Raw genomic sequence first — 16290 nt, 5'->3', positions numbered from 1 at the left:
CTATATCATACGCTGCTATAGACCAACTAAAAATATACAATGAAAAAGTTTTTATATACGTTTCTGATTCTTGCAATCACGATTCTTTGGAGTTCCTGCCGAAAAGATTTTGTCACAGTGCCAAGTTCGGGACAATTACAATTTTCAAAAGACACCGTTTTTCTTGATACGGTTTTTACCAATATTGGCTCAAGTACCTACAATTTAAAAGTATATAACCGAAGTGATGACGATATCAATATTCCTTCAATACAATTGGGAGAAGGCTCTGCCTCTAAATATCGTTTAAATGTTGATGGAATTGCAGGAAAAGTGTTTGAAGACATTGAATTACTTGCTAATGACAGCATGTACATTTTTATAGAAACCACTATTGACATTAATGATTTTTCTGGCGGAAATCAATTTTTATATACCGATGCAATTGAATTTGACACAGGAAGCAATCAACAAAAAGTTGAACTAGTTACATTGGTACAGGATGCTGTATTTCTATATCCGCAACAATTTGATGATGGAACAGTAGAAACTTTACTCTTAAATGTAGATGACGAAGGCAATGAAACACGCATTGAAGGTTTCTTTTTGGAAGATAGTGAACTTACATGGACAAATGAAAAACCATATGTAGTGTATGGTTATGCTGCCGTAGGCGAAAATAAAGTACTCAATATAGAAGCAGGAGCTCGCGTACATTTTCATGCAAATTCAGGAATTATTGTAGGAAACATGGGCTCTTTGCAAGTCAATGGTTTGCTAAGCTCTACTGAAAACATGGAAAATGAAGTAATTTTTGAAGGCGATCGTTTGGAGCCCTCTTTTGCAAACATTCCTGGACAATGGGGAACTATTTGGCTTACGGATGGAAGCACAAATAATCACATCAATTATGCTACAATTAAAAATGCTTCTGTAGGTCTTTTAACAGAAAATAGTGATGGAACTACCAATCCTACATTAACACTTAATAATTCTAAAATATATAACAGTGCTACGATTGGTTTGCTAGCACGAACAGGACATATTGAAGCTAACAATTCTGTAATTGGTAGTGCTGGACAAGCATCTTTATATTTAAATTTAGGAGGCGAGTACACCTTTAGACACTGTACCTTTGCCAATTATTGGAGTAATAGTTTTAGAGTCACTCCTACAGTTTTAATTGACAATTTCTTGGAAGTAGATGGCACTACTTTTACTGCTGATTTGGAACGTGCTGATTTTTCAAATTGTATTATTGATGGAAGTAATGCTGTTGAACTCTTTTTACAAAAAACTGAAAACGATTCAAGTGTTGCGTTAAACTACAACTTTACCAACTCTTTAATCAAGTTTAATGATTTCAATGGTCGATTTACCAATGATGAATTATACAATTTTTCAAATACTACTCTCTTTGATGAAATTGAATTGGTTATCAACTCAAATACAATCGACTTCAAAGACACTGCAAAAAACGAATTCATTATAGGAGAAAACTCTGCTGCTATTGAAAGAGGAAACACCTCCAGTATTCCAGCGGTTCAAAGTGATCTTTTAGGAAATCCTAGAACAAATCCTTCAGATGTTGGCGCATACAATCACACTACTTTTAATGACGATTAATTATCTAATTTTCGTCCTTAAAACATAACCATATAACGAAAAGAAGCTTAAAGTACATATGCTATATTAGGATGCCATTTTTTTGTGTATCTTTAGAAGTAAATAATGAATATAAACAATATTTACACTCTAAACTGAAAAATAGTATGGGACTTTTATTTGACATTGCAAACATCTTAGCTGGAATTTTACTAGGCGTTACTGCGTTAGACAAACTTGATGGTGAAAGTGACTTCTTTAACAATATTGCCAAAAAACTAATGCCTTTTACCACCGTAATTGGAGGTATTTCTCTTGGCCTTGGTATATGGTATTTACTAGGATTTTCTCATCTTTTATATACCATTGCGGCAATTGCTGGTGGATTGTTACTATTAACACATGTATTAAGTCAAATTCCTGCCGTTGGAGAAACTTTGGTGAAAATTTCTAAAAAATTAATGCCTTTTAAAGTAATTGTGGGGATAGCGCTACTAATTCTTGCAATTTTACATCTTTTCTAAAATTTTAATGAATTATTATTTTCTGCACTGTTTTCGCTTCCGCAGAAGAAATCTATAAAAAGTATATGCCGCTTGAAAGCGGCAGAAACATCTACGTGTGTTTGTCTATTTTGATACGTTTTTGAAAACAATTCTTTACCAACACTATCAAAAATTGCTATAGAATATGATTGCTCGTATTGTGTAGAAATATTATAGATGGTTAGAAGTAGGATTCGGATAAGCGGAATTGTTTTGTAATTTTTTCTGCAACACTCAATGTGCTAGCTTCTGTGACTGTCAACAGTTGATTTGACGTTACATTAGCAAACGTGTCTATGGATGGTATCACTTGCCCACATTACTTGTAATTGATTAATTGTAGTTAGCGTGCCTAGTCCAAAAAATTCTGTTGCCGTATTTTGACCTAAAAATGCTTCTCCGCAAAAGACATGCCTGTACATATTTTATCCGCTACTAGTAGCTATCATCTAGCTTCAATACCAGCTTTATTACTAGATGTTCCGTTTGGTTTTACTTTATTCCTCAAATAAAATTTGAGCATGAAAGAAAGAAGCGTAAAGAAGAAAAACGAGCGTAATCGTATATTTTTTCATATTTGTCACATCTAGAATATAAACAAATTCATGTTAAAAAGAATATGAGTACGCTCGTAATGTGATTGTTATGATACAAATAATGGTCTATCAGCCATCATTACATTTACTTTAAATGCTATGTTTTCTAAAATTTCTTCGTTTTCATAGTTGGTTATTGCTTCGTCTATATATGCAACAATCAACTCCATATCGTCCTCTTTTAAACCTCTTGTGGTTACTGCAGCAGTACCTACGCGAATTCCAGAAGTTACAAACGGACTTTTATCATCAAAAGGAACCATGTTCTTATTTACAGTAATATCAGCTTTTCCTAATGCTTTTTCTGCGTCTTTTCCTGTAATATTTTTATTCCGAAGATCAATCAACATCATATGATTATCAGTTCCTCCAGAAATGATATGATATCCTTTAGCTATAAAGGCATTTGCCATAGCTTTTGCATTTTTTTGAACTTGCAAAATGTAATGCATATACTCATCTGTCAATGCTTCTCCAAAAGCAATAGCTTTTCCAGCAATTACATGTTCTAAAGGACCTCCTTGATTTCCTGGAAAAACAGCTCCATCTAACAAAGAAGACATTTTACGAAGACTTCCGTTTTTTAGTTTAATCCCAAATGGATTGTCAAAATCTTTACCCATCATAATCATTCCTCCACGAGGTCCACGAAGTGTTTTGTGAGTAGTTGTTGTTACAATATGGCAATAAGGAAGTGGGTCATTTAAAATTCCTTTAGCTATTAAACCCGAAGGATGCGAAATATCAGCTAATAACAAGGCATTGACACTGTCTGCAATCTCGCGAAAGCGCTTAAAATCTATATCTCTTGAATACGCAGAAGCACCCGCAATAATCATTTTTGGTTGCTCTTTGGTTGCAATTTCTTGAATTTTATCATAGTTTAATACACCTGTTTCTTCTTCTACTCCGTAAAAAACAGGATTGTACAATTTCCCTGAAAAATTGACTGGTGATCCATGCGTTAAATGTCCTCCATGCGACAAGTCAAATCCTAGAATTTTATCTCCAGGTTTTAAACATGCTGCAAAAACAGCTGTATTCGCCTGACTTCCACTGTGAGGTTGTACATTAACCCATTCAGCGCCAAATAAAGCTTTGGCACGTTCAATAGCTATAGTTTCTACCTCATCTACTACTTCACAACCGCCATAATAGCGTTTTCCTGGATACCCTTCTGCATATTTATTAGTTAGTACAGAACCTACGGCCTCCATGACCTGATCACTTACAAAATTCTCTGAAGCGATTAATTCTAATCCTTCGAGTTGTCTTTCTTTTTCAGCTTGAATTAATTCAAAAATTTGTTCGTCGCGTTGCATTCTTTTGACTCTATGTTAATAAAATCCAAAAATATGATTTAGATTCCATAACTCATATAGAAAACTCATATATTTGGAAAGAAATAACATTTTTTTTCAAAACCTAAATATTCAAAACAGCTATGCCAAATACAACCAATAATCCCAACCGAAAAACATGGCTCGAAGTTTCTCCCGATAGTGACTTTCCCATTCAAAATATACCTTTTGGAGTTTTCCTTACTAGAGATGATGTAATTACTATAGGAACTCGAATTGGCGATTACGCAATTGATCTTGGAGCGTTACACCAATTAGGTTATTTTGAAGGAATCCCTTTAACAGATGATATTTTTCTTCAAGATAGTTTGAATGATTTTATTTCTGATGGAAAGAAAACATGGCGCTTGGTACGAAATCGTATTGGAAATATTTTTGATGCTGATAATCCAAGTTTACGTGATAACGAAGAGCATAAAAATACCGTCATTTTTACACTTGATGAAATTGAAATGCAATTGCCAGTACAAATTGGAGATTATACTGATTTCTATTCAAGTATTGAACATGCAACTAATGTAGGAAAGATGTTTCGTGGAGAAGACAACGCACTAATGCCTAATTGGTTACACATCCCTGTGGGATACCACGGAAGAAGTTCTTCAATCATTCCTTCTGGAATTCCAATTCATCGTCCGCAAGGACAAACATTGCCTGCAGGAACAGACACACCTGTTTTTGGTCCTTCAAAACGTGTCGATTTTGAATTAGAAATGGCTTTTATTACTACTGACGCCAATCATTTAGGAGAACCAATTCCAATTGAAGAAGCTGAAGATTACATTTTTGGTGTCGTATTATTTAATGATTGGAGTGCACGTGATATTCAAAAGTGGGAATATGTACCTCTTGGTCCATTTTTAGGAAAAAGCTTTGCTTCTTCTATTTCCCCATGGATTGTGACTTTAGATGCCTTGGATCCTTTTAGAGTGGAAACACCTAAACCTTTGAAGCCTCAATTACCATACTTACAATATACAGGAAAGAAAAGTTTTGATATCAACTTAGAAGTTGGTATTACACCAGAAAATGGCACTGAAACTATCGTTTCTCGTTCTAATTTTAAATATATGTACTGGAATATGGCACAACAGTTAACACATCATACTGTAAATGGTTGTCCCGTAAATTCTGGTGACATGATGGGAAGTGGAACCTTATCTGGTAAAACACCAGATTCATATGGCTCAATGTTAGAATTATCATGGGCTGGAAAAAATCCTGTGAAATTAAATGATGGTTCAGAACGAACTTTTATCAACGATGGAGATACCGTTACGATGCGTGGTTATTGTAAAAATGAGCATGTACGTATTGGTTTTGGAGAAGTTTCTACTAAATTACTCCCGGTATTTCAATCGAAAAAGAAATAACTTTTAGGTATACTATATTTACAGAGCATCAACAAATATTGTTGGTGCTTTGTTGTTTTTTATACAAACATTTATATTCTCATCTATAATCTTTCCATTTAAACCAAATAAATGATAGCAATTGCTAGTAAGATGAATCCGTAAATCAACGTGAATGTAGTTCCAGATATTTTACTCCCCATTTTTGCTCCAAAAAAATTAGCAATAAAGTAGGTGCCAAATAAAACGCCAACCAATTGCCAATTGACAGGGTTTTCAAAATTGTATTTAATAAAAGCTCCATAACTTACAGGAGGAATTAATATGGCTAAGCTCATTGCTCGTGCATATTCTTTTTTTAATTTAAAAACTCCTATCAAAATAGGAATCATTAACACACCTGCTCCTATCCCAAACATTCCGCCCAAAATTCCTGTAATTGATGCTAATACTGCAATCCAATAGAATGAAATATATTCTTTACTAGCAGCGATTGTATTTTTACGAAAGTAGGATCTAAACTGAAGTATTGCTATTAAAATTAATAATATCGCGAAATAATACTTTAAATCTGTTTCGCCAATATAAAAAGCAAATACAGCTCCGAAATAAGAACAGATACAATAAAAAAGAACTCCTATACAAATAGATATCCATTGTTTTTTCACATACTCGTATAAAGACAAAACTCCCAAAAGGCTCATAGGACCTAACATCATGGTTAATACATTTCCTTGAGCCGCTAATTGTGACATTCCGCAATACAAGACTAAAAAAGAAACTAAAAAAGGACCGCCACCAATACCAGCAAAACCACCAATATAACCAACTACAAGCCCTAAGATGACATAAATTATCAAATCACACATGAATTGTATGTTATAAGAGTCCGCAATTTAACAGAAATCTTTCGTTTATGGCGATAAATCACAAAAAACAACTCCAAACACAGGTTTGGAGTTGCTCACTAGTAATTAAATTAATTAAAATACAGTACGTTAGTACGCACAATAAGCACTCATGGTACAATCTAACGGATTGATAGTTGCACACAACGCTGCCAATACAGAGGTCGAAATGGTAGATCCTCCTTTTACCGAGTTCGTTTGCACCTCGTTCAACTCTGCAATTGTCGCTTTTTTAATCTTTAAAGAAGATTTTACTTGTTGTTTTTTCATGTTATTGGATTTTAATGATTAATAAAAAAAATTCATTCATACTTTTACACCGGACATGTACGATATGTTTCTGTAAACGTACACGAACGGTCAGTTACCAAACAAAGAATTGGAATAAAAGTGGGACATAAATGTGGTACCGCCGATCCACCTTTAATCATATCAATTTTCTTATCTGATAAACTTGCAACACTAGATTTATTGATTTTTAACGATCTTTTGATATCTTTTTTCTTCATGATATTTTTTTTAAAATTTATACTTAATAACATAAAACTCCAGTCCCAGCGGTACAATCACCTCGTGAAAGACAGTTTAAGAATGTAAAAGTCGCACCTCCTTTTATTTGTGTTTGTGCTACTCTGTTTAACTCTGTGACTGTTGTTTTTTTGAATGCTATCTTTTTTGTTTGTTTTTTCATTTTATTTACATTTTTATGATGCCTACTCGTGAGTTTTTCGGCTTCCACTTTAAAAAAGGATTAACACGTTGTACAGTGATTACAATTGGTATATAATACAGTTACACAACCTTGTGTACAATCTTCTGTTTCACAATGAAGTCGATCAACAGATTCAATACCTATTGTACCTCCTTTAAGTTGTTCTGTATTTAGATTAGAGACAACGAATTTGTTTAATCCAAGTTTAAAATTGACTGCTTGTTTCTTCATGATGTAATAATTTTAATTTTAGTAATTGCCTACTCTATCAGTTTTTCAGCTTCCACTTTTTTGAATAAATGGCCGTTTATTTCTTTTATAAAGGAAGTCAGAAAAGAGCACAAAAAGATACCAACCGATAAAGGTTTACAAATTATTATAACACTCAGAAAATGATTTAGGCTAGTTTATTACGGTAAGTTTTTGGAGAGATTCCAGTTTTTTTCTTGAATGCGTTGTAAAAAGAAGTACGATTATTGAATCCAGTAGCATAAATAATTTGATTAATATTTAATGTGCTAGATTCATCTTCTAACATCTTAATAGCTTCATCAATCCGATAATTATTGACAAATTCAAAGAAATTTACGCTAAAATGTTCGTTAATTAATTGAGAAGTATGGTGTCGAGATAAGTTTAAATGTGCTGACAAAATATCTAGCGTAAGCGAACTATCTAGATACAATTTATCTGATTCCATTAAAGATACCAACTTATCTTTCATTTCTAGGGCAATAGAGTCTGACAGTCCATTATTTTGATATTTTACGAAAGGAATGAGTGTTTTTCCAGAAAATATGCTTTGTTGCATAAAACTAAAGTAGGAAACAATTCCTATAAAAAATACCATTGCATACCCGATCATATAATCATTCGAAATGGTCATTAAGCGCATGTAAATCAATAAAAAATAGATAAAAAATACGCTTGCATAACCTGTAAAACAAAGCCATAATGATTTAATCCAAACACGTTGTGGCTCAGTAACTTTTTGTTTTTCACTTTTATATAAAAAGTAAATTTTAAAAACATATATGAACATCAATAAAGTTACTGCATAAATCATATATCCTCTTGGAATTGGCCACCAATTCACATACAATTCATACATATTTTCATGAGCTATCTCTACTTTTTTACTGTGTGGTAAAAAATAAAAAGTCCCAAAAATCCAAAAAATCCATACAATTGGTATTGCGTGTTGCAAGTCACGCCAAGTAAAAGGTGATTTGTTTAATACCCGCTTGATATACACATACAGAAGCGGTCCATACGAAACCCACGGAATGAAATTAGTAAATGATAAATGTTCACTAAAAGAGCTTTGATAACTTGACCAATACGCACAATTAAACAATTGATTGTAGGCAAATAATAGTAAGAAAACACCAAAAATACTATTGGCGATACGATCTCCTTTGCGCTTCAAGAAAAATAAAATTCCTAACACAAAAGCTTGTATGGCAAATGCAAAAAACAGCATAATCCATACATTCATGGTAGTTTCCATTGGCAGTGGTTTTTAACAACGATTTTTGATTGATTGATATCCTTCAAGATACAAACAAGAACGTAAAATCTTTCTTAAAAAACTCTTAATTCTTATGAAACTACACAAAAAATGATTATAAAAATTGTTCTAAATTTACTGTATTAATCTGACTATGCGAAGCATGTGCTACAGTTTCCCCATTCTTTATAACGATTAATTGAGGGCTTTCATGCCATACCTGAAAACGAGCTGCTACTTCATCAGAAATAGACCGATAATTTAACAAATCCAAATAATACACTCTCATTTGATGCTTTTCTAAAGGAAAAGATTGTTCAAACTGTTTAATTACCATCCTACTAATCCCACATCGCGTGCTGTGCTTAAAAATTGCGATAGGCAAGGTTTTAGACGCTTCCACAATAGTTTCCAATTGCGAAATATCTGTCAGTGGCAACCATTGTATATTAGAAGGCATAGGCGTTTCTGAAGTATTACTAGTACCAAATATTTTATTGAATATTCCCATAAGTATCTATAACTTTATAATATATGTCGACCGTAAACTTACAAACTTGCACAAATGTCAAAATGTCTTAAAAACAGGTAAGTTAACCGCCATTTTGTCTTGTATTCTCAATTGGAATAAGAATTGTAAAATTATCAAAAAAATCAGATAACTATACGCTATGAATTTTAATAATTATACCATAAAATCACAAGAAGCTGTACAACAAGCACAGCAATTGACACAAACATATGGTCATCAACAAATAGAAAATGAACACTTATTCAAAGCGATCATGGAAGTTGATGATAATGTACTACCGTTCCTTTTAAAAAAGTTGAACGTAAATGTAACCTTATTAACGCAAATTTTAGAAAGTACTTTACAAAGCTTTCCAAAAGTGAGTGGTGGCAATATCATGTTGTCACAAAATGCAGGAAAAACACTCACGGATGCCAACATCATTGCCAAAGAAATGAATGATGAATTTGTATCTACCTCGCATTTAATTTTAGCAATTTTTAAATCCAATAGTAAAATATCACAAATATTAAAAGATCAAGGAGTTACAGAAAAAGAGCTAAAAACTGCGATTCAAGAGTTACGTAAAGGAGAGCGTGTGACTTCTGCTACAGCAGAAGACACTTATAATTCTTTAAATAAATATGCAAAAAACTTAAACCAATTAGCAAATGATGGTAAACTAGATCCAGTGATTGGTCGCGATGAAGAAATTCGGAGAGTTTTACAAATTCTCTCTCGTAGAACCAAAAACAATCCAATCTTAGTTGGAGAACCTGGTGTTGGTAAAACGGCGATTGCAGAAGGAATGGCACACCGAATTATTCAGGGAGATGTACCTGAAAACTTAAAGGATAAGCAAATTTATTCTTTAGATATGGGAGCATTGATAGCCGGTGCAAAATTTAAAGGAGAATTTGAAGAGCGTTTAAAAGCAGTCATTAAAGAAGTTACTTCCGCAGATGGTGACATTGTGCTGTTTATTGATGAAATTCACACGTTAGTAGGTGCAGGTGGCGGACAAGGAGCTATGGATGCTGCAAACATCTTAAAACCTGCCTTAGCTCGTGGTGAGCTTAGAGCCATTGGAGCAACGACCTTAAACGAATATCAAAAATATTTTGAACAAGACAAAGCATTGGAACGTCGTTTTCAAAAAATCATGGTCAACGAACCCGATACAGAAAGTGCAATTTCTATTTTGAGAGGAATCAAAGAAAAATATGAAACACACCATAAAGTTCGTATCAAAGACGAAGCCATCATTGCCGCAGTAGAGTTGTCACAGCGATATATTACAAATCGATTTTTACCAGACAAAGCTATTGATCTTATTGATGAAGCTGCGTCTAAATTACGCATGGAAATTAACTCTAAACCTGAAGATTTAGATGTACTTGACAGACGTATCATGCAATTGGAAATTGAAATTGAAGCTATTAAACGTGAAAACGATGAAGCTAAATTAAAAGCTTTGAATCTTGAGTTGGCAAACTTGAAAGAAGAGCGAAATGAGATTTTTGCAAAGTGGCAATCTGAAAAAGATATCGTTGACAATGTACAAGCTACCAAAGAAGCTATCGAAAATTATAAAGCTGAAGCTGAACGAGCTGAACGTGAAGGAAATTATGGAAAGGTTGCAGAATTACGCTATGGAAAAATCAAAGAAACACAAGCCAAACTTGATGCTTTACAAAAAGAGCTCGATGCACAAGAAGAAAATGCATTAATCAAGGAAGAAGTAACAAATGAAGATGTTGCAGAAGTTGTAGCAAAGTGGACAGGTATTCCAGTGACTAAAATGCTACAGAGTGAACGAGAAAAATTGCTTCAACTTGAAAAAGAATTGCACAAACGTGTAGTTGGACAAGAAGAAGCTATTACAGCAGTTTCTGATGCCGTTCGTAGAAGTCGTGCGGGATTACAAGATGCAAATCGTCCCATAGGATCTTTCTTATTCTTAGGAACAACTGGTGTCGGAAAGACAGAATTAGCAAAAGCACTTGCCTCCTATTTGTTTGATGATGAAAACGCAATGACTCGAATTGATATGAGCGAATATCAAGAATCTCATTCAGTTAGTCGATTGGTGGGCGCACCTCCTGGATATGTAGGATATGATGAAGGAGGACAACTTACGGAAGCAGTGCGACGCAAACCATACTCTGTAATATTATTAGACGAAATTGAAAAAGCGCATCCAGATACCTTCAATATATTATTGCAAGTATTAGACGAAGGACGTTTGACTGACAATAAAGGACGCGTGGCAGACTTTAAAAATACTATCATCATTATGACTTCAAATATGGGAAGTCATATAATTGAAGAGAAATTTAAAGCAATGCAAGACTTGTATAGTGCTACAGAAGCTGCCAAAGTAGAAGTATTAGGATTGTTAAAACAAACGGTTCGACCTGAATTTTTAAACCGTATTGATGACATTGTAATGTTTACGCCGCTTTCGCAAGAAAACATCAAAGAAATTGTACGATTGCAGTTGAAAAATGTGATTAAAATGTTAGCTAAACAACAAATTACATTAGATGCCACAGAAGAAGCGGTTTCATACTTAGCTCAACAAGGATACGATCCGCAATTTGGAGCGCGACCAGTAAAACGTGTAATACAACGAAAAGTGTTAAATGAACTTTCTAAAGAAATTCTCGGTGGAAAAGTTACTGTAGATAGTATTATTTTACTTGATGAATTTAACGATGAACTCGTTTTTAGAAATCAAACAGATTTAATCGAAAACTAAATGAATACTTCATTTAATAAACAAGAGCAGCTTTTGTAAGCTGCTCTTGTTGTTTACTAACAAAGACAGGAACTATATATATAGTTCTTGAACTACAAGATTCATTATACAAACGGATTCTGAAAAGCTTTATTTTACAACCAAAAGTTAAAGTTTTGAGAATTATTGAAGTAAACAGTTCAAACAAAACTTTGATTTTATCTTGGTTTCTTCTAGCTTTAAAAAATCATCCATCGTACAATAAATGCTTTCACAAAAACAAAAAAGAAATATTGTTCAAATTCTCCCATTTGGTGTGATATGGTTGCTCTTTGGAATGATTTTCCTATTAGTAGAATTTGCTGCCACCAAAGATTATGATTATCGCCCTAAAGGAGTCATTGAAATCGATTGGCAAGTCTTTATATTTGCTACTATAGCTGTGACTTTTGTAGGCATATTGATAGGAGTCATTGAGCTACTTTTTTTGAATCGATTATTTAGTAAAAGTAGCTTTCTAAAAAAAATTATAGGAAAGCTAGTCATCTACTCTATCTTTCTATTCCTCATAATCGTTATTATGTTTCCGCTAGCGGCAAGTATTGAACTCAATACAACTATATTGGACAATCTTGTTTGGAAAAAATTTTCAGACTACTTACAAAGCGTTACTTTTCTCAGTACAGGTTTTCAAATGTTTGTTTCGTTAGGTTTTTCTCTTTTTTATGCAGAAATAAGCGAAAATATAGGACATGGAATTTTAGTAAATTTCATAACAGGTAAATATCACAAACCTAAACAAGAACAACGTATTTTTATGTTTTTAGACATGAAATCATCCACTACAATCGCTGAACAATTAGGAGATGCAACTTATTTTAAGCTACTAAAAGAATACTATCGCATACTATCTGACGCCGTAATTGATTCTTCTGGAGAAATTTACCAATACGTTGGAGATGAAATGGTTGTTTCTTGGAAACTCAACAACGGAATAAAGAATAATAATTGTGTGCGTTGTTTTTTTAAGATGAAACAAGATTTATTTGATAATCAAGAAACGTTTCAAGAAGAATTCAATGTTTTTCCAAAATTTAAAGCTGGATTCCATGTTGGAACTGTTACAACTGGTGAAATTGGAACTCTTAAAAAAGAAATCATATTTACAGGAGATGTACTCAATGCTGCCGCTCGTATTCAAGCGCTATGCAACAGCTTAAATGTGGATATTTTAATCTCAGAAGATTTAATAGAAAAACTCAATTTAAACGTAGAATTTTTGGTTTCTCCTTTAGGCACACATGAACTAAAAGGAAAATTACAAACTATGAAATTGTATAGTGTCGCACTACAATAAAAATGCCTCAACCTTTTACTTTACAAAACTTTACATCACACATGATACAAAAAAACTCGTATCAGAAAAAAAGATAGAAACACATGCGAACATGTATTTCTATCCTTCCCTTAACTAACTCAAAATTTATAATTCGACTACTAACAATTGTTAGAAAAGAGGAAATCGTTTTTCTGTACTATCTTTCCTCTTTGTATGGTTTTTATATACGTATAGGTTCGCAATTTGTAAAAGCATCAGTACATGTACATGTTTCTACAGGACAAGTACTTTTCTTTCCAAGAGAATTATCAACAGTTGTTGGATTTTCATTTGGATATACAATTCCTCCAACTAATACATGACAATCCAAACTAGCAATTACATTTTTATGCAAGTATAATGTTGCTGGAAAATTTCTTTTTTTCATAGTTATTTTTGTGTATACATGAATTAAATGTACTAAATACCAACTATTTAACAGTACTTAAAAACAATACTTACACTACGTTTTTACTATACTTGCATTTTTTTATACCGATTGGTATATTTTTTATATATTTGAAGTGATGAAAACTAAAGCAGAAAAAACGGCTGCCTATATTGTAGAAACGGTTGCTCCAATTTTTAATAAAAATGGGTACGCAGCAACGAGTATTTCAGACCTAACGCAAGCTACTGGATTAACTAAAGGAGCGATTTACGGCAACTTTAAAAACAAAGAAGAACTTGCTATTGCATCCTTTAAGTTTATGGTAAAACGCCTAATGAAAGAATTGGTGCAACACATGAATCAAAGCGATTCACCTATTGAAAAATTATTACTCATCTCTGATTTTTATCGCAATTACTATCGCTACACCAACAAAATGGGAGGTTGTCCTATTTTGAATATAGGTGTTGATGCCAATCATCAAAATAGTTTATTACTTGAAAAAGTACGAATCATTATACAACGAATACAAGACCAATTAGCTAGTATTATTGAAGAAGGAATTGAAATTGGAGAAATTTCTACCGAAATAAATGCCATGTATACAGCTAAGCGTATTGATACTATGATACAAGGAGCCATTTTTATGGCATACACAATGGACGATGACTTTTATATTCAAGATACAATGAATCAAATAGATAAAATGATTAATACAGAATTACGAGCCTAACATTTTTTTACAATAAAAAATACCAATCGGTATAAAAAACAAGAGACTATGAATACATTACCAAAAATTTTAGAAAGTAAAACCAAAATTCGATTTCAAGATTGCGATCCTTTAAATCATTTAAACAATAGCAAGTATTTAGACTACCTTATCAATGCTCGTGAGGACCAACTTATTGAACACTACGGACTCAATATTTTTGACAATGCTAAAAAAACTGGAACTACTTGGGTTGTTGGAGCGCACCAAATTGCTTACTTACGACCAGCTCTTGTTATGGAAACAGTTACCATCGATTCGCAATTATTAAAATATGACAAAAAGCAACTACAAGTAGAAATTCGCATGTGGAATGAAGACAAATCTATCTTAAAATCAGTAATGTGGAGTTCTTTTATTCACTTTAACATTATAAAAGGAAAAGCACACGAACATAACTCTGAATTCTTGAACTTGTTTAAAAATGTAGCTCTTCCCGTTTCTGAAAATAGTTTTGATGAGCGTGTAAAAAAATTACGCTTGACTACGGTTTCTTGATAAGTATCAGGTTTGTTAGAATGCTTTTTCTGTATCTTTACAGCTAAAACACATTGTAATGCAAATCAATCAATATATAGATCATACACTTTTAAAAGCTACCGCAACTATTTCAGATATCAAAAAACTCTGTGACGAAGCTGTAACGTACAATTTTCACTCTGTATGCGTAAATAGTTGCTATGTAAAATTGGCTAAAGAATATCTTTTCCCTAACACTTCTGTAGCTGTGTGTAGTGTTATTGGATTTCCTTTAGGAGCGATGAGTACCGAAGCTAAAGTTGCCGAATTAGAACGTGCCAAGCTTGATGGTGCTAGTGAATTTGATATGGTACTCAATATTGGTTGGTTAAAATCTGGACAAGAAATCGCTGTAAAAAAAGAGATTCATCGGCTGAAATTTGCAGCGCAAGAAAGTATTCTTAAAGTGATTATTGAAACCTGTTATTTGACAGTACAAGAAAAAGAAAAAGCTTGTCAATTGGCAGTTGCGGCAGGCGCTGACTTTGTAAAAACCTCAACTGGTTTTGGAACTGGTGGCGCTACTCTACAAGATATTGAACTGATGAAAAATGCTGTAAAAGGAAAAGCACAACTGAAAGCTTCTGGTGGTATTCGTGATGCTGAAACTGCTAAAAAATATATTGACGCTGGTGTTTCCAGATTAGGAACTTCAAGTGGAATCGCTATTGTTAATGGAACCTCTTCAACAGAAAATTACTAAACTATGAGTATACATATCAATGCCAAAAAAGGAGAAATTGCTCCAACCGTATTATTACCTGGTGATCCTATGCGTGCCAAATGGATTGCTGAAACCTTTTTAAAAGATCCTATATTATACAATGATGTTCGCGGCATGTTTGGTTACACCGGAACTTTTAACGGGAAACCTGTTTCTGTACAAGGAACTGGAATGGGTGCACCTTCCATTGGTATTTATGCTCACGAGTTAATCAACGAATATGATGTTAAAAAATTAATTCGCGTAGGAAGCGCTGGCTCATATCAAAAAGAGGTGAAAATTCGCGATATTGTCATTGCTATGGCTGCTTCTTCTAATAGTAATTTTACAGATTCCCCTTTTAATGGAGAAAATTTTGCTCCTACCGCAGATTCAGAATTATTCTTAGCTGCTGTGCAAGCTGCCACTCAAAAAAATATTCCTTTTAAAGCAGGAAACATTCTTACTAGTGATGTTTTTTATCAAGAAAATCCTGAATATTATAAAAAATGGGCAAAATATGGAGTGCTTTGTGTAGAAATGGAAAGTGCTGCTTTATATACATTAGCTGCACGATTTAATGTAAAAGCATTATCTTTATTGACTATTTCTGATAGTTTGGTGACGCATGAAACAACCACTTCTGATGAAAGAGCCGAAACTTTCAAAGAAATGATTGATATTGCACTAGCCATCATCTAACATAAA

19 protein-coding genes are annotated in these 16290 nt (G+C 33.3%); 9 read left to right on the top strand and 10 right to left on the bottom strand.

Annotated features, from left to right (window positions below):
* Positions 1–39: 39 nt before the first annotated feature.
* Positions 40–1605, top strand: coding sequence for a hypothetical protein (locus AA088_RS13220; RefSeq protein WP_046745495.1), 1566 nt, complete (start codon positions 40–42; stop codon positions 1603–1605).
* Between the two features lie 146 nt (positions 1606–1751).
* Positions 1752–2108: a hypothetical protein gene (locus AA088_RS13215; RefSeq protein ID WP_046745494.1), complete on the top strand. Its 357-nt coding sequence runs from the start codon at positions 1752–1754 to the stop codon at positions 2106–2108.
* 302 nt (positions 2109–2410) lie between these two features.
* Here AA088_RS13215 and AA088_RS18030 read toward each other — a convergent pair whose 3' ends face one another.
* Both AA088_RS18030 and glyA read right to left on the bottom strand, forming a co-directional pair.
* On the bottom strand, positions 2411–2551 hold the full coding sequence (locus tag AA088_RS18030) for an ASPIC/UnbV domain-containing protein (RefSeq protein ID WP_082106746.1): 141 nt from the start codon (positions 2549–2551) through the stop codon (positions 2411–2413).
* A 221-nt stretch (positions 2552–2772) separates the two neighbouring features.
* Positions 2773–4047 (bottom strand): serine hydroxymethyltransferase, encoded by a 1275-nt coding sequence (glyA, locus tag AA088_RS13210; protein WP_046745493.1) that lies wholly within the window; start codon positions 4045–4047, stop codon positions 2773–2775.
* Positions 4048–4169: 122 nt separating this feature from the next.
* Here glyA and fahA point away from each other — a divergent pair, with 122 nt between their 5' ends.
* On the top strand, positions 4170–5459 hold the full coding sequence (gene fahA / locus AA088_RS13205; RefSeq protein WP_046745492.1) for a fumarylacetoacetase: 1290 nt from the start codon (positions 4170–4172) through the stop codon (positions 5457–5459).
* Between the two features lie 98 nt (positions 5460–5557).
* Here fahA and AA088_RS13200 read toward each other — a convergent pair whose 3' ends face one another.
* The 7 genes from AA088_RS13200 to ytxJ all read right to left on the bottom strand — a co-directional run bounded on the left by AA088_RS13200 (position 5558) and on the right by ytxJ (position 9079).
* Entirely contained in the window at positions 5558–6307 is a 750-nt protein-coding gene (locus AA088_RS13200; protein WP_046745491.1) for a sulfite exporter TauE/SafE family protein, read from the bottom strand.
* Between the two features lie 129 nt (positions 6308–6436).
* Positions 6437–6616, bottom strand: coding sequence for a class I lanthipeptide (locus AA088_RS13195; RefSeq protein ID WP_046745490.1), 180 nt, complete (start codon positions 6614–6616; stop codon positions 6437–6439).
* A gap of 44 nt (positions 6617–6660) precedes the next feature.
* Complete coding sequence (locus tag AA088_RS13190; RefSeq protein ID WP_157547212.1) at positions 6661–6855, bottom strand: class I lanthipeptide; 195 nt, start codon at positions 6853–6855, stop codon at positions 6661–6663.
* A gap of 23 nt (positions 6856–6878) precedes the next feature.
* The gene (locus AA088_RS13185) at positions 6879–7037 is read right to left on the bottom strand and encodes a class I lanthipeptide (protein WP_157547210.1); all 159 of its coding nucleotides are present in this window, start codon (positions 7035–7037) and stop codon (positions 6879–6881) included.
* Between the two features lie 60 nt (positions 7038–7097).
* The gene (locus AA088_RS13180) at positions 7098–7289 is read right to left on the bottom strand and encodes a class I lanthipeptide (protein WP_046745487.1); all 192 of its coding nucleotides are present in this window, start codon (positions 7287–7289) and stop codon (positions 7098–7100) included.
* A gap of 166 nt (positions 7290–7455) precedes the next feature.
* Positions 7456–8568 carry a helix-turn-helix domain-containing protein gene (locus tag AA088_RS13175; protein ID WP_046745486.1) on the bottom strand — a complete coding sequence of 371 codons (1113 nt, stop codon included), beginning with the start codon at positions 8566–8568 and terminating at the stop codon, positions 7456–7458.
* A gap of 115 nt (positions 8569–8683) precedes the next feature.
* Positions 8684–9079, bottom strand: a complete 396-nt coding sequence (ytxJ, locus tag AA088_RS13170) for a bacillithiol system redox-active protein YtxJ (protein ID WP_046745485.1) — start codon at positions 9077–9079, stop codon at positions 8684–8686.
* Between the two features lie 160 nt (positions 9080–9239).
* Between ytxJ and clpB the strand changes: the two genes are divergently transcribed.
* Both clpB and AA088_RS13160 read left to right on the top strand, forming a co-directional pair.
* Positions 9240–11840, top strand: a complete 2601-nt coding sequence (gene clpB / locus AA088_RS13165) for an ATP-dependent chaperone ClpB (RefSeq protein ID WP_046745484.1) — start codon at positions 9240–9242, stop codon at positions 11838–11840.
* Between the two features lie 244 nt (positions 11841–12084).
* Positions 12085–13176: an adenylate/guanylate cyclase domain-containing protein gene (locus AA088_RS13160; protein ID WP_046745483.1), complete on the top strand. Its 1092-nt coding sequence runs from the start codon at positions 12085–12087 to the stop codon at positions 13174–13176.
* 202 nt (positions 13177–13378) lie between these two features.
* On the opposite strand, the gene AA088_RS13155 is transcribed toward AA088_RS13160, so the two are convergent.
* Positions 13379–13585 carry a hypothetical protein gene (locus AA088_RS13155; RefSeq protein WP_046745482.1) on the bottom strand — a complete coding sequence of 69 codons (207 nt, stop codon included), beginning with the start codon at positions 13583–13585 and terminating at the stop codon, positions 13379–13381.
* A 139-nt stretch (positions 13586–13724) separates the two neighbouring features.
* Here AA088_RS13155 and AA088_RS13150 point away from each other — a divergent pair, with 139 nt between their 5' ends.
* Genes AA088_RS13150 through deoD form a run of 4 tightly spaced genes read left to right on the top strand, consistent with a single transcriptional unit; the run spans position 13725 to position 16284 of the window.
* On the top strand, positions 13725–14321 hold the full coding sequence (locus AA088_RS13150; protein WP_046745481.1) for a TetR/AcrR family transcriptional regulator: 597 nt from the start codon (positions 13725–13727) through the stop codon (positions 14319–14321).
* A 48-nt stretch (positions 14322–14369) separates the two neighbouring features.
* Positions 14370–14858 carry an acyl-CoA thioesterase gene (locus tag AA088_RS13145; protein WP_046745480.1) on the top strand — a complete coding sequence of 163 codons (489 nt, stop codon included), beginning with the start codon at positions 14370–14372 and terminating at the stop codon, positions 14856–14858.
* 58 nt (positions 14859–14916) lie between these two features.
* The gene (gene deoC, locus AA088_RS13140; protein ID WP_046745479.1) at positions 14917–15582 is read left to right on the top strand and encodes a deoxyribose-phosphate aldolase; all 666 of its coding nucleotides are present in this window, start codon (positions 14917–14919) and stop codon (positions 15580–15582) included.
* 3 nt (positions 15583–15585) lie between these two features.
* A complete protein-coding gene (gene deoD, locus AA088_RS13135) occupies positions 15586–16284 on the top strand; it encodes a purine-nucleoside phosphorylase (RefSeq protein WP_046745478.1) in 699 nt (232 codons plus the stop codon).
* The last annotated feature ends 6 nt before the right edge of the window (positions 16285–16290 follow it).

Origin of the sequence: Kordia zhangzhouensis, from assembly GCF_001005305.1 — a bacterium.
Lineage (GTDB): Bacteria > Bacteroidota > Bacteroidia > Flavobacteriales > Flavobacteriaceae > Kordia > Kordia zhangzhouensis.
This window is presented reverse-complemented; position numbering and strand designations above follow the sequence as displayed.